The sequence below is a fragment of the Acidobacteriaceae bacterium genome, from assembly GCA_035944135.1.
Lineage (GTDB): Bacteria > Acidobacteriota > Terriglobia > Terriglobales > Acidobacteriaceae > Granulicella.
Genome location: DASZBM010000006.1, coordinates 78367 through 92160, shown reverse-complemented (window position 1 = coordinate 92160; position 13794 = coordinate 78367). Strand labels below are relative to the sequence as shown.

The window sequence follows — 13794 nt, the reverse complement described above, 5'->3', positions numbered from 1 at the left end:
CACTGGATTCGCTAACACTTCGCCTGCGGGTGTAGTCTGAACCTGTATGGGCGCGGGTACACGAATTGCAATTGGAGCGGTGGCGTGTGCGCTTGCGGCGGGCGCGGTGCAGGCTCGCGCGCAGGGTGTCACGCTGACAGAGCCGCCGGTGCAGTTGCTTCCGCAAAACTTCGGCGGGTGGCAGCAGGGCGGAAGTTCAGAACCGGGGACGGTTTCCCTCACGACGGTCAACAAGGCTGCGCTGCAGGAGGCGGGACCGCTGCGGTCGCAGGTGAACACCTATACACGTGCCGGGCGCACGATGCGTGTGGAGGCGGTTGAATTTGGCGACCGCACGGGCGCCTATAGCGCGTTTACGCTCGCGGAGCGGCCGGAGATGCGCGTAGGGAAAGAGGTCGGTTCGTCCGATGCGGTGGGCGACGGCGTCGTGCTGTTTACGATCGGCGATACGCTGGTGCTTGCGTCGCCGGCGAGCGCGGCCGATGCGTCGGCTCTGAGCCAGCTGGCGAAGGTGTTGCCCAAGGCGACGGGAAGTACGGGCGTGGCGCCGTTGTTGCCGAGCTTTGTGCCGGCGGAGCATCTGGTGCCTTCAGGGTTACGGTATGCGCTGGGACCGGAGAGCTATGCAGCCGAGGGCGGCGTGCTGCCGGCGAACGCGTTGGGATGGGACAAGAGCGCCGAGGCCGTGACGGCCAACTACGACGAGAAGCATGGGCGCGAGACGGTCACCATGGTGATCTATCCAACGCCGCAGATCGCGCAGGCGTTTGAGAAGAAGTTTTCAACGGGTGTGAAGGGGTTAGGGCCGAGTTTTGCAAACGCGAGAGTGCGGCGTGACCAGGAGCTGGTGATGGTGGCCTCCGGCGCGCTCCCTGGCAATGAAGCGGGCGCGATGCTTGAGAACGTGCACATGAAGCAGATCGTTGCCGTGGATCAGTACATGCCGCCTGTCTTTCAAACCGAGGTGCAAAAGACGTTTAGCCTGCTGACCAGCATTGCGATTTTATCGGGCGTGCTGATGGCAAGCGCGGTGCTACTGGGGCTGTTCCTTGGTGGCGGGCGGGCGTTGATTCGGGTGATGCAGGGCAAGCCGGCAGCGAGTGAACCGGAGTTTCTGAGTCTGCATCTGTCGACGCAGAACCCGGTGCCTCATTGGGAGACACCAGGGCCCAACGCCCATTCCTGACCGAACTAAGCCGATTGCAGGAGCTTTGAGGGAATCACAGGGTAAAACAGCGGCAAAAACCCATTATTGCCCATAAATCGTTTGTTAACTTATGTTTACGATTTATGGGAATTGTGTCTTGACACCACCCGGAGGCGAACATACTCTTGCACCAGAGCGTTCCGATGGCTTTGCCTCCGTTGGAGCTGCCTCCCATAGAAAAAGGGTCGCCCTGTTGCCGGGCGGCCCTTTTGCCGTTAAGGATGTTTCACTCAGCCGCGTTTGCGAACAAGGTGGGTTCGTGAGACTGGCGAGACCTGAGGTCGTACCCCTTTCGTTGCAGAGGACGTAACAGCGCAGATTCTCCGGAACTTGCAGCGGGGGATTTGTCCAGACAAAGACAGACGCGATAGTGAGAAGGCAACGCTGGCTCAGAACATGAAGAGTCTGAAGGGATAAAGCCCATGCCTACGATCGCGGTTTGGATGACCACGGTAGTGATGATTGCTGTGCTTGCACTGGTCGCGCTGGCCGGTCGCATGGAGCGCGACGAGCTGGAGTAACGCGCGAGAGTTTCGAGAATGCAAGAGAGCTGCGACGTTTGGCGTCTCCTCGCTTTGCCGTTAGAATGAGGAGAGTAAGCCGACGTAGCTCAGTTGGTAGAGCAGCTGATTCGTAATCAGCAGGTCAACGGTTCAAGTCCGTTCGTCGGCTCCACTTCTTTGTCATCCCTCACATTCCTAATCGATCCGCGAACTCACGCGGAGGAAGCTTGCTGACCTGGCGGACGCTGGGCGGAGCAGGAGTGTGTACTCCTGCCGACATAATTTGGTCGCAGGCCGGAACTCGGCCCGAAGAATCACGTCTATGCGAATAACTGCTTCTCGATTTCGGCCAGTGAGGCGACCAGTTGAAGACAGCTGTGGGTGTAGGCCCAGCGGAAGAATCTATCGAAGAAACCGGAAACGCGCTCGATCTGGCTGTGGTGGTGCCGACCTATCAGGAGCGGGAAAACATTGCTGAGTTCATCCGGAGATTGGGGATTGCGCTCGCGGGGCTCTCCTGGGAGCTGATCTTCGTGGATGACGACTCCCCGGACGAGACGGCGGAGGTGGTGCGGCAGTGGACGTCGCGAGACCGGCGGGTGCGACTGCTGCACCGGATAGGCCGGCGAGGGTTGTCTTCGGCGTGCATTGAGGGCATCATGGCGACCTCGGCGGAATGCGTTGCCGTGATGGACGCGGACATGCAGCATGACGAGGCGCTGCTGCCGCGCATGCTGGAGCAACTCCGAGAGGACTCGCTGGATGTCGTTATAGGGACCCGGAACTCGGATGGCGGCAGCATGGGCGAGTTTCCCGCGCATCGGGTTCTCCTGAGCAAGGTGGGGCAGTGGGTGAGCCGGGCGGTTTGCCGCTGCGAGCTGAGCGATCCGATGAGCGGATTCTTCCTGGTGCGGCGGGGTTTCTTTCTCAAGGTTGTGCGACATCTCCAGGGCAACGGGTTCAAGATACTGGTCGACATGCTGGCGTCGAGCCCGCGGCCGGTACGGCTGGCGGAGATGGGGTATGAGTTTCGCAGGCGGACGCGCGGGGAGAGCAAGCTGTGCGTCCACACCGGCGTGGAGTATCTGCTGCTCGTTATCAGCAAGCTGATGGGCGGGCTGCTGCCGGTGCGGTTTGCGGCGTTTGCTCTGGTGGGAGCGATCGGGCTGGCGACCCATCTGGCTGTTTTGGCAATAATGCTGTACGGCTTCCACCTGCACTTCATTGCGGCGCAGGCGATCGCGGCGACCGTCGCGATGATTGAGAACTTCTTCCTGAATAACCTGATTACCTATCGCGATCGCAGCCTGCGCGGGTTGCGATGGCTGACGGGCCTGGCATCGTTTTGCGTGGCCTGCTCGTTTGGTGCGTGGGCCAATGTGATTGTCGCGCGATCGCTGTATGCCGGTGGATTGCCGTGGTATGCGGCGGGAATGCTGGGGACGCTGCTCAGCGCGGTCTGGAACTATTCGGTGACGAGCCTGTTTACGTGGCAGACGCCACGCCGGACTGCGGTGATGCAAGCCGCTGTTGAGCCATTGGCGGCTGATTTGGAGCCCTATCGTTGAACCGACAGCTTGCCGATGCCCACAGTGATGAGGCTCTGGCGCGGTGGACTGTGTGGGGCTACCTTGCAGTCGCCGCATTCGCAGCGATGCTGCCGATGGTGCGGGCGTTCTATCGCGTAGAAATTACGTACAACGAAGGCTGGAACGTCTATAACGCGAGCGCGGTGGCGCACCACCAGATGCTCTATCCAGCGGCTTATGGATGGACGACGGTGAACTATCCGATGCTGTCGTTCGCGATTGTCGCGTGGCTTCACCGGCTGACGCACGATTACCTGTTCACGGCGAGAGTGCTGAGTTTACTGGCGACGCTGGCGTGCGGTGTTCTGGCCGGGTTGATCGTGCGAAGGATTGCGGGATCCGGACGTGCGGGATGGATCACCGGCGCTTACACGATTGCGATCTTCTGCGGCTTGGCGGACTTTTATGTTGGGCAGGCCGACCCGGAGATGCTGGCGCTTGCTGTGTTCATGGCGGGGTTGCTGCTTTATGTGGCCGGGCGTAAGAACCTTGTAGCTCTGGCTGGCGTGGCCGCGATTTTTGTGATTGCCGGCAATATCAAGCACGATCCTCTGGGCTTTCCGGTTGCGGTCGTGCTGGATCTTCTGCTGCTTTCGTGGCGCAAGGCGGTGTGGTTTTGCGCCTGGGGAGCTGCGTTTGTGGCGCCGGCGGTCTGGCTGAATGTCCAGTACGGCGGGCCAGGGTTCTTCTTGCAGCTCGCCGCGCCGCGTACCTTTTCAGCGGTGAAGGGGCTGGAGCAGATGGGATCTGTCTTTGGCCCGCTGCTGCTGCCTTTGGCGCTGGCTGTCTATGCGGCGGTACGGGAGAGAGCGGATGTGCGGGTTCGGGTGCTCGCGTTCCTGCTCGCGGCGGGTCTAGTGTTAGGGATGGTCTTCGGCGGAGGAACGGGAGTGTCGGTGAACGCTCAGTTCACGGCGATTCTGGCTACGGCGATGCTGACGGGGATTGCGCTGCTGCGCATCTGGCGGGGCGATTGGGGATGGGCGGGACCGAGGGTACGGCGGTTTGCTCCTGTGGCTGTTCTGGCGTGGATGGTGATTCCGCTGATCGTGGGGAATACGTGGAATCCGGTGGGAAGGTTGCGCGAGACCATTGCAGACCAGCGGTACTTCGATGCGGATGTTGCGCTTTTGTCGGCGCAGAACGGCCCTGCGCTGTGCGAGAGTCTGCTGAGGTGTTACTTTGCCGGCAAACCGTATGACTACGATCCGTTCAACGCGACGCGGTTGATCAAATTCCATAAGTTGGATGACAGCGTGATGCTGGACGCGTTGCGAGAGCATCGCTATGGTGCGGTGCAATTGGACAATTTGCAGGATGACGACGCCTTTTCGGATCGGTTCGATCCGGCGATCGCGGCGGCGATCAACCAGAACTACAAGCCGGTGCTGGAGCATGAGGGAGCCACGATTTACCTGCCCAGGTGAGACCGGGGCGGCGACTGAGGCCTGGTTTGGCTGTATGGACGGCGCTGAACCTGATTTGATTCCAGTTATCCACTGAAAAGATACGTCTTAGGCATTCTCTGCTTGATGCCGACGGGTGGGCACCGCATACTCTGGAGCAGAGCCGGTCGCGTGGGGCGGCCGCTCCGGAACCGAGAGACGAGCCGTGAGCCAGTACCGCCGAGAAGACGTTCTGCGCATCCTTCGCCTCCCTCATCGACAGTTGAATGCATGGGAGCGGGCGGGTTTGATCTCCGCCTCGGAACACTATTCGTTCGACGAGCTCGTCCAGCTCCGGAAGCTTCGAAAGCTGGCCGAAACCAGGATTTCCGTAAAGAGCATCCGGCAGTCGGTGGATGCCATGCAGAAGGTCGCGGGACTGAGTAATCCGCTGCTGGAGCTGGCGGTGGTGCCGCGTGGGTCGCGGCTGGCGTTCCGGCAGGGCGGGGCGCTGGTGGATCCGATGACGCGTCAGATGGCGTTCGATTTTGAACTGACTCCGAGGGCTGGGCTGGCAGTGGTCCGGCGTGCTTGCCGTTATGGGGCGGATGCAAACTCGGTCACGGCTGAGGTGCAGGAGATGTTCCTGCGCGCGGTGCGGCTGGAGGAGAATTCGGCGACGCTGGCCGAGGCGAAGGAGCTCTACGGCGAGATCCTCGAGATTCAGCCCCACCATGCCGCGGCGGCTATCAATCTGGGGACGATCCGCTATAACGAGCGAGATTTTTACAGCGCGGAGGCGTTGTATCGGCGGGCGACGGAGGCCGACCCGGAGTATGCGCTGGCGTTCTTCGACCTGGGGAATGTTCTGGATGAGCTGCAGCGGCTGCCGGATGCGATTGCAGCGTATGAGCGGGCATTGAGGCTGGTTCCGCAGTACGCGGATGCGCACTACAATCTGGCGCTCGCCTATGAGCGCATGCAGGAGCCGCGGCGGGCCCTGCGCCACTGGACGCGGTACATTCAGCTTGACCCGAGCGGCCCGTGGGCGAGCCATGCGAAGACTCAGGCTAAGCGCATTCTGGCCAATGAGCGGCTGGTAATCGTGAGCAGACACGCGCGCACGATGCGGTAGGCGCAAGGGCGACGGCAGGTGGGGAAATAGAAGAGGGAAGACGCGAAAGCGTTCGAAGAGGCTGCGCTGGTACACTCCGGTGCAGCCTTTGACTTGATAGCTGACTTACTGACTGAGGAGATGACGCCTGATGGCAACCACCACCACGACCTTCCGCCCCTTTGTGTCTGCCGAGGAGAGCCCAAGAGAGCTTTCGGCGCGGGCGCTGATCCTGGGGGCGATCTTCGGGATCATCTTCGGTGCCGTGACGGTGTACGTAGGGCTGAAGGCGGGCCTCACGGTTGCGGCTTCGATTCCGATTTCAGTGCTGTCGATCTCGATTTTGCGGGTGTTTGGCCGCGCGTCAATCCTTGAAAACAACATCGTCCAGACCACGGGGAATGCGGGTCAGTCGATTGCGTCGGGCGTAATCTTCACCCTGCCGGCGCTGGTCTTCCTCGGCTTTGACCTTGAGGGCTTTCGCATCTTTGCTCTGGCGCTCTTCGGCGGCTGGCTGGGCGTGTTGTTTATGATCCCGCTGCGGCGCCAGCTAATTGTCGAAGAGCACGGGGCGCTCACCTATCCGGAGGGCACGGCGTGCGCCGAGGTATTGACCGCTGGCGAGCGCGGCGGATCATTCGCGAGCCGAGTCTTTCTAGGCCTTGGGTTTGGTGCGCTCTATGCGCTATTCCAGAACGAAGGCCTGACCGCGCTCTTTCCGGCTACGCCGAAGAAGGACTTCAACTTCGACCCGAACGGCCAGCAGTTGATGAAGGGCGCATCGCTCCGCGCGGATGTCACGCCGGAGTATCTGGGCGTCGGCTATATCATCGGTATCCGCGTGTCGGCCATCATGCTTGCCGGCGGTGTTTTCTCCTGGCTGGTGTTGATGCCGACGATTGTGTTCTTCGGCAAGCACATGACGACGCCGCTCTACCCGGGCACGGTGCCGATCAGCATGATGGACCCGAGCGCACTGTGGCGCACATACGTGCGACCTATGGGCGCGGGTGCCGTTGCGGCGAGCGGCCTGATTACGCTGCTGCGGACGGCGCCGACAATCATCAGCGCGTTCACGGCGGGTCTGGCTCAGATCAGAGCGAAGCCCGGCGTTGAAAAGAACGCGGATGTGCCGAGGAGGTCGCGCGTCGAACACGATCTGCCGATGAGCGTCGTAATCGGGGGCAGCATTTTGCTGGTTCTGCTGATGTTCGCGTTCCTGGTCTTTCGTCCTGTTCCGGGAGCGCAGGTGAGCGCAGCGGCAAACTTTGCCGCTGCAATCCTGGTGGTGATCTTCGGGTTCCTGTTCGTCACCGTGAGTGCGCGCATCGTGGGCATCGTCGGCTCCAGTGCTAGTCCTGTAAGCGGAATGACGATCGCCACGCTGATGGCAACGGCAGCAATTTTCCTGGTGAAAGGATGGACGGCACCGGCGTTTGGCGCGCTGGCGATCACAATTGGAGGTGTCGTGTGCATCGCGGCCTCGAATGCGGGCGACACATCGCAGGATCTGAAGACCGGGTTCCTGATCGGGGCGACGCCGTGGAAGCAGCAGCTCGCGGTGATGATCGGGGTCATTGTGTCGACGCTGGTGATCGGTGTGACGCTGAACCTCGTGAACAAGGGATTTGAGAGCTTCAGCCGCATCCCGCAACCCAAGCAACTTACACTCAGCGCGCTTCCTGAGGGTGTGCAGCAGCAGGGCTATTTCACTCGCGATGAGGTGAAGCTGCGCGCGAGTGCATCTTCCAGCGCACCTGTTGTGGGCGATCTGGCGAATCCGCGGAGCTATGTCCTGCTGAACGCGATTGGGTCGCCGGTGCTCGAAGACGGCAAATATCTCTACAACCCGGCTACGCAGAAGGTCGAGGTGCAGTGGACCCAAGGCATCGGCAGCGAGAAGGCCGCGGCGCCGCAAGGACGGCTGATGGCGACGGTTATCAATGGAATTTTGAGCCGCAAACTGCCATGGGGGTTGGTACTTCTTGGCGTCGCTCTGGTTATTGGAGTGGAGCTGCTGGGCGTGCGATCGCTGACCTTTGCCGTGGGTGCCTATCTGTCGATTGGGACTACTCTGGCAATCTTTTGCGGCGGCTTCGTGCGGTGGTTGGCGGACCTGGCGGTTCAGCGGGCCGGCCGCGCGCCGGTGACCGAGGCGGAGAGCGAGGTGTCGCCGGGAAGCCTGTTTGCGTCGGGGCTGATCGCGTCGGGCGGCATTATGGGGCTGGTTGGGGTGGCTTTCCAGGCGTTCGATAAGACGTTTCCGCACTTCTCGCCGGATAATTTCCTACACCATGACGTGGTGAGCGTGATCTGTTTTGGCCTGCTCGGCTTCAGCTTGTACTACTTCGCGCGCAAGCCGCTGGCGGGCGAGGCGGTGCTGGAAGAGGTTGAGCGTGAGAAGTAGGGTTTACCGCGTAATTGGAGGCTGAGATGAGGCGAATTGTTGTTGTACTGCTGATGGTGTTGTTCGTCGCATCCAGCGGCGCGAGAGCGGATGAGGCGAGCAAGCGCGCCAAAGCCGAGGAGCTCTTTACTCTGCTTCACATGGATCAGCTAATGGACCAGCTGACGAAGAGCGTGATGCAGCAGGTTCAGACCATGACGCAATCTATGCCGGGCGCTGACCAGGCAACGCCAGAGCAGAAGAAGCTTGTCGCCGATTTTCAGCAGCGCGTGCTGGACCTGGTGAACAAGCGGCTGGGATGGAAGGCGTTGGAGCCAGACTTCATCAACCTCTACGCGACGACGTATACAGAAGAAGACCTGGACGGGATTATCGCCTTCTACAAATCACCGGTGGGGCAGAAGATGCTGGAAAAGACGCCGGAGCTGATGACGAAGAGCACCGAGCTAACGCAGCAGAGAATGCGCGAAGTGCAGCCTGAGTTCAATCAGATGATCCAGGACTTTATGAAGCAGATGGCGGCGACGACTGCAAAGCCGACGCCCGCGCAGACGGCACCGCCGGCGAAGAACGGACCGTAGCAAGTCAAATTTAAAGCTCCAGGATGATGGGCATGATGAGCGGCCGGCGGTTGGCGTTCTTCTGGATGAAGCGCTTCAGGTCGCCGCGGATCTTGTCCTTCATAACGCCATAGTCGCGGCGTTCTTCTTCGCTGGATTGCTCCAGCGTGCGCGCGACGATGTCGCGAGCGTTGCGAAGCAGCTCGGGATCATCGGCGGCGAAACCGCGGGTGGAGATTTCAGGCATGCCTTCGACCTGGCCGGTCCGCTTGTTGATCGCGATGATGGGGAGAAAGAGGCCGTCGCCGCCGAGTTGCTTGCGATCGCGAATGACCGTGTCTTCGACGACGTCGGCGGTGGAGTTGTTATCGATGCAGATCCGACCGGTGGTGATCTTTCCGGTTTTCTCGGCGCCATCGCGATCGAGTTCAAGAACGTCGCCGTCTTCTAGCAGGAGGATCTTTTCGGGGATGCCGGTCGCGGCGGCGAGCTCGGCGTGCCGCTTCAGGTGACGGTAGTCGCCGTGGATGGGCACGAAGAACTTCGGCCGCACGAGGTTGATCATCATGCGCAGCTCTTCCTGGGAGCCATGGCCGGAGACGTGGATCAAACCGTTGGTGCCGTCGTCATGGATGACGCGGGCATCGCGGCGCTCGAGGTGGTCGATGACGCGATAGATGGCCTTCTCGTTGCCGGGGATGATGCGCGAGCTGAGGATGACCGTGTCGCCTGCATCGATCTTCGCGAACTTGTGATTGTCTACGGCAGCGCGTGAGAGCGAGCTCATGGGCTCACCCTGCGTCCCCGAGATCAGGATGCAAAGTTCGTGATCGGGGTACTCCTTGATCTGTCCCGGATGGATGAGCAGACCCTGTGGCGGGTCGAGATAGCCGAGGTCCTGCGCGATTTCAGAAGAGTTGTCGATGGAACGGCCGATGAGCGCGACCTTACGGTTGTGCTTGTCGGCGAGCTCCATCGCGATGCGAATGCGATGAATCGATGACGAGAAGCAGGAGAAGAAGAGCTTCTTGCGCGTGGCTCCGAAGATGTCGTCGAGGCGAGGCCGGACGGCGCGCTCGCCGGGCGTGAAGCCGGGGCGGTCGACGTTGGTGGAGTCCTGCAGAAGACAGAGCACGTTCTGCTTGCCGAGGTCGGCGAAGGCCTGCAGGTCGAAAGGGTGGCCGTCGGGCGAAGAGAGATCGATTTTGAAGTCGCCGGTGTGGAGCACGATGCCGGCCGGGGTATGGATGGCGAGCGAAACGCAGTCGACGAGCGAGTGCGTGACGCGGATCGGCATAATGGTGAAGACGCCGAGGTTGAAGCGACGGCCGGGAAGCATCTCGATGAGCTCGGCATCATCGAGCAGGCGATGCTCGTCGAGTTTGCCTTCGACGTAGGCCAGAGTGAATTCGGTGCCGTGGACGGGTACGTTCAGCTCGGAGAGAATCCAGGGCAGGCCGCCTATATGGTCCTCGTGCCCGTGGGTGAGCACGATGCCGCGAACGAGCGCGCGATTTTCGACGAGATAGCTGATGTCGGGGACGACGATGTCGACGCCGAGGAGCTCTTCTTCGGGGAACATGAGGCCGGCGTCGATGACGATGATGTCGTCACCGAAACGGAGAGCGAGGCAGTTCATACCGAACTCGCCGAGCCCGCCAAGGGGGATGATTTGCAGCTTGTCTGAAGCCATGAATCTTCAGTTTAGCGCAGTGCGCTCTCTGCTTAGATGGCGCGGATGGCGCGCGCGGGAAGCGTGAAGAGGGCTGCGATGAGCTCAAACACGCCATGGACAACAATACCCACCAGCCGGAAGGGAAGCAGCAACAGCCAGACCAAGGGGTACAGCACGAGCGCCACGATTGCGGCAGGCCAGCAGACGACGAGGAGAATGCAGAAAAGGAGCAGTTTAATCACTTATTTGCCTCCAGAAGAGGTACGAAGACGCACGTCATCCGGTTCCATGTGCTGCGCTTGGTTTCCATTACCTCAGGATATCTTCGAGTGCTGTCGAGAGTTCGGTCTTTTCGTCGCGGTACTTGACGATGATTGGCGTGTAAACGGATAGCCCGAGGTCCTTCCCAGCCCCACGCTGGACGGCGCGCGAGCCGGGAACGACGACAGCACCCGACGGGATGATGAGCGGAGTGTCCGCCGCGGCGCGCAGGACGGTGTTGTTCGCCAGATCGTAGACCGGGGTACCACGCGTGAGGATGGTGCCGGCGGCCAGCACGGCTTTGCTGCGGACGATCGTGCCCTCATAGACGCCTGTGTTTCCGCCGACTAGGACGTCGTCCTCGATGATGACAGGAGACGCGTTGACCGGCTCCAGCACGCCGCCGATCTGTGCCGCAGCCGACAGGTGCACGCGCTTGCCAATCTGCGCGCATGAGCCGACGAGCGCATGGGAGTCGATCATCGTGCCTTCATCGACATACGCGCCCACATTGACGTACGCCGGGGGCATCATGACGACACCAGGGGCGAGGAACGCGCCGGAACGCACAGCACTGCCGCCCGGCACGATACGGACGCCGTCTTTCGGCGCGAAACGACGGGCAGGGTAGGTAGCCTTGTCCACGAAGCTGAGGATGGAATCGCCCGCGGTCTCGCGGCCGTTCATGGACTCGAGCGCACCCAAACGGAACCCGAGCAAAATCCCTCGCTTCACCCAAGGGTTCACGCGCCAGCCGGTCGGCTGAGAATCATCCGGCTCCGCCGAGCGAAGCGCGCCGGCCTCGAGCGCATCGCGCAGCTCACGGAAGGCGCCGATCGCGTTCGCGTTGCCGATGGCCTCTGATCCGGCGGAGAACCAGTGCTCGATGGCCTCTTGCAGTTCTTTGTGCGGTGCAGCGATCGTCATTCCTGTCGATTTCCTTCAGCGGAGCAGGGATAGGGTTTTGTGGCAGGTGGCGCGTTCGTGGCGTTCTCATCGAACTGAATGTCCACGCACTTTTTGGCCTCGTAGCGGCTGCCGTTGAATCGCCAGAGGATCTGTTCTGAGTCAAATGCCGACCCGTGCATGCGAGTGACGATCTTCGGAATGCCCTGACCTGATGCTTTCACAACACCGAATCCCTGCACAGCGCCATGGTCGAGAATGATCCTGTTCCGGGCAAGATCGATAATCCAGAGCGAGCAGTTTCCGGTTGGGGAGCAGAGCTCGCCGCCGTTTGGTTGCACGACAAGTGCCGCCATTGAGCCCAGACGAATGCGTTCCGCGGAGAACGAGAGAATCGCTCGATCGGCAGTTGCGCTGCTCTCTCCCTGAAACAGTGGGCCGAGCTGGGGCCGGAGAAGCCGGATCGCGGTGTCGCGCTCGCCGGGTAGCAGGCGCGCGAGACCTGAGCGCGGCCTGGCGACAGGAGCTGCGGTCCAATCGGCCGTCTGACCCACCACGGTGCCGCCAAGGACCATCAGCCAAAGAGCCATCTGGGATAAAGAGCGTGCGAGCATCGCGAACTTAGAAGACGCGCAGGTTTTCGTGCGGCGAGTTGGTCAGCAGGCCGAGTTCGCCAAGGATCCGCTCCAGCTTGCGGCGGGTTTGCGCCGTCACGGGAACCATGGGCAGACGAAGCTCCTCGTTTCCGCGGCCGAGCAGCGACATCACAGCCTTGATCGGCGCTGGACTTGGCTCGCAGAAGTTGGCTTGGAGCAGCTGGAAGTAATGACGATTAATCCGGCGAGCCGAGATCCAGTTATCGTTCAGCGCGGCGTTGATCATCTGCGACATCTGCTGTGGAATGGCGTTCGATGCGACGGAGATGAGCCCGCAACCGCCGACAGCCAGCGTCGGCAACGCCAGTGCGTCATCGCCGGAGAGCACCTGGAAAGCGCGCGGCACCTGGGTCAGCAACTCCGTAATCTGCACCATATTGCCGCTGGATTCCTTGATGCCGATGATGTTGGGAATCTCGGCGAGCCGTAGAACTGTGGCCGGCTCCAGATTTGCGCCGGTGCGGCCGGGGATGTTGTAAAGCAGGATCGGAAGGTGCACGGATTCAGCGATCGCGCGGAAGTGCTGGTATTGGCCCTCCTGCCCAGGCTTGTTGTAGTAGGGGTTTGCCGTCAGGATGCCGGAGAGCCCGTGAATCCGTCCGAGTAGCTTGGCGCGCAGAATCGCCTCGCGCGTGGAGTTGTGCGTGGCCCCCGCAAAGACCGGCACGCGACCGTTGGCGGCCTCCACCGTGATCTCCACAACGCGCAGCCACTCGGGCTCGGTCAGGGTCGCGGCTTCGCCAGTGGTCCCGCACGGAACAAGCAGTGAGACGCCACAGGCGATCTGCCAGTGAATGTGCGCGCGAAGAGCGGGCTCATCGAGAGTGCCGTCGGAACGAAAAGGGGTGACGAGGGCGGTGCCGCAGCCTTGCAAATTCATTTCGAAGTAGAGTTTAGCGCGAATCCACCGATGGCGCAGATGTGGTGTGGTGGCGGGTCTTTTCCAGGATGCGGCGTGGCGGCAAAAGCCAGGCAAATGTCACGATGGCAATCATCCCCAGCGCGCTCCACGGAGAAAAGAACGCGATGGCAACCGCTCCAAGGTTCATCGCCAGCGAAAAAAGCTGCTTGCCCATGCCTGCAGCAGGGCGAACCCCAGTCCGGCTGCAGATGGTATTCGACAATACCGCCCATGCCGTTGCCGGCGCGAGGAAGCAGAGCACGTAAACCACAACCGGCACGGGCCCCACGCCACGGACGGCAATCCAGTTGGTCCCGAACGGGATGAGCGAAAGGCAGAAGAGCAGCGCCAGGTTCGACCACAGAATGCCGTGCGTAACCTGTTCGACGTCGTCCAGCAGGTAGTGATGATTCACCCAGTAAATGCCGGTCTGAATGAAGCTCAGCAGATATACGACGATCAGCTTCAGGTCCATGCGCACTGCGGCCCAATCGCCGAGCTCACGCGTGGAGGGCACCCGCAGATCAAGCACCATAATGGTGATAATCACCGCGATGACACCATCGGAAAATGCTTCGAGGCGCGAGGAGTTCAGGTCGCGAGGCATAGAGTCTTCCAGAATTACAGCCG

12 protein-coding genes and 1 tRNA gene are annotated in these 13794 nt (G+C 61.1%); 7 read left to right on the top strand and 6 right to left on the bottom strand.

Annotation, left to right across the window (positions count from 1 at the left end):
- Nucleotides 1-79 precede the first annotated feature (79 nt).
- From VGU25_11545 to VGU25_11515, 7 genes are all read left to right on the top strand, one after another.
- Complete coding sequence (locus VGU25_11545) at nt 80-1186, top strand: DUF6599 family protein (GenBank protein ID HEV2577833.1); 1107 nt, start codon at nt 80-82, stop codon at nt 1184-1186.
- Nucleotides 1187-1806: 620 nt separating this feature from the next.
- Nucleotides 1807-1882: transfer RNA gene (locus VGU25_11540), tRNA-Thr, on the top strand.
- Nucleotides 1883-2075: 193 nt separating this feature from the next.
- The gene (locus VGU25_11535) at nt 2076-3278 is read left to right on the top strand and encodes a glycosyltransferase family 2 protein (GenBank protein HEV2577832.1); all 1203 of its coding nucleotides are present in this window, start codon (nt 2076-2078) and stop codon (nt 3276-3278) included.
- Nucleotides 3275-4726, top strand: coding sequence for a hypothetical protein (locus VGU25_11530; protein HEV2577831.1), 1452 nt, complete (start codon nt 3275-3277; stop codon nt 4724-4726). The genes VGU25_11535 and VGU25_11530 overlap by 4 nt, the downstream gene beginning before the upstream one ends.
- 184 nt (nt 4727-4910) lie before the next feature.
- The gene (locus VGU25_11525) at nt 4911-5819 is read left to right on the top strand and encodes a tetratricopeptide repeat protein (protein ID HEV2577830.1); all 909 of its coding nucleotides are present in this window, start codon (nt 4911-4913) and stop codon (nt 5817-5819) included.
- Between the two features lie 130 nt (nt 5820-5949).
- On the top strand, nt 5950-8205 hold the full coding sequence (locus VGU25_11520) for an oligopeptide transporter, OPT family (GenBank protein HEV2577829.1): 2256 nt from the start codon (nt 5950-5952) through the stop codon (nt 8203-8205).
- Nucleotides 8206-8231: 26 nt separating this feature from the next.
- Nucleotides 8232-8786, top strand: coding sequence for a DUF2059 domain-containing protein (locus VGU25_11515; GenBank protein HEV2577828.1), 555 nt, complete (start codon nt 8232-8234; stop codon nt 8784-8786).
- A gap of 10 nt (nt 8787-8796) precedes the next feature.
- On the opposite strand, the gene VGU25_11510 is transcribed toward VGU25_11515, so the two are convergent.
- The 6 genes from VGU25_11510 to VGU25_11485 form a co-directional block, all read right to left on the bottom strand.
- Nucleotides 8797-10458: a ribonuclease J gene (locus tag VGU25_11510; GenBank protein ID HEV2577827.1), complete on the bottom strand. Its 1662-nt coding sequence runs from the start codon at nt 10456-10458 to the stop codon at nt 8797-8799.
- A 32-nt stretch (nt 10459-10490) separates the two neighbouring features.
- Nucleotides 10491-10682 (bottom strand): hypothetical protein, encoded by a 192-nt coding sequence (locus VGU25_11505; protein ID HEV2577826.1) that lies wholly within the window; start codon nt 10680-10682, stop codon nt 10491-10493.
- Nucleotides 10683-10749: 67 nt separating this feature from the next.
- Entirely contained in the window at nt 10750-11628 is an 879-nt protein-coding gene (locus tag VGU25_11500; protein ID HEV2577825.1) for a 2,3,4,5-tetrahydropyridine-2,6-dicarboxylate N-succinyltransferase, read from the bottom strand.
- Nucleotides 11625-12221 (bottom strand): hypothetical protein, encoded by a 597-nt coding sequence (locus tag VGU25_11495; GenBank protein HEV2577824.1) that lies wholly within the window; start codon nt 12219-12221, stop codon nt 11625-11627. Before VGU25_11495 ends, VGU25_11500 begins: the two co-directional genes overlap by 4 nt.
- A 7-nt stretch (nt 12222-12228) precedes the next feature.
- Entirely contained in the window at nt 12229-13143 is a 915-nt protein-coding gene (gene dapA, locus VGU25_11490; GenBank protein HEV2577823.1) for a 4-hydroxy-tetrahydrodipicolinate synthase, read from the bottom strand.
- 13 nt (nt 13144-13156) lie between these two features.
- Nucleotides 13157-13771, bottom strand: coding sequence for a TMEM175 family protein (locus VGU25_11485; GenBank protein HEV2577822.1), 615 nt, complete (start codon nt 13769-13771; stop codon nt 13157-13159).
- Nucleotides 13772-13794: the final 23 nt, after the last annotated feature.

What these genes read in the sequence shown, in the direction of transcription:
- VGU25_11515 (HEV2577828.1), top strand. Translation starts at nt 8,232, where the DNA reads ATGAGGCGAATTGTTGTTGTACTGCTGATGGTGTTGTTCGTCGCATCC.
- VGU25_11520 (HEV2577829.1), top strand. Translation starts at nt 5,950, where the DNA reads ATGGCAACCACCACCACGACCTTCCGCCCCTTTGTGTCTGCCGAGGAG.
- VGU25_11485 (HEV2577822.1), bottom strand. Translation starts at nt 13,771, where the DNA reads ATGCCTCGCGACCTGAACTCCTCGCGCCTCGAAGCATTTTCCGATGGT.
- VGU25_11495 (HEV2577824.1), bottom strand. Translation starts at nt 12,221, where the DNA reads ATGCTCGCACGCTCTTTATCCCAGATGGCTCTTTGGCTGATGGTCCTT.
- VGU25_11510 (HEV2577827.1), bottom strand. Translation starts at nt 10,458, where the DNA reads ATGGCTTCAGACAAGCTGCAAATCATCCCCCTTGGCGGGCTCGGCGAG.
- VGU25_11500 (HEV2577825.1), bottom strand. Translation starts at nt 11,628, where the DNA reads ATGACGATCGCTGCACCGCACAAAGAACTGCAAGAGGCCATCGAGCAC.
- dapA (HEV2577823.1), bottom strand. Translation starts at nt 13,143, where the DNA reads ATGAATTTGCAAGGCTGCGGCACCGCCCTCGTCACCCCTTTTCGTTCC.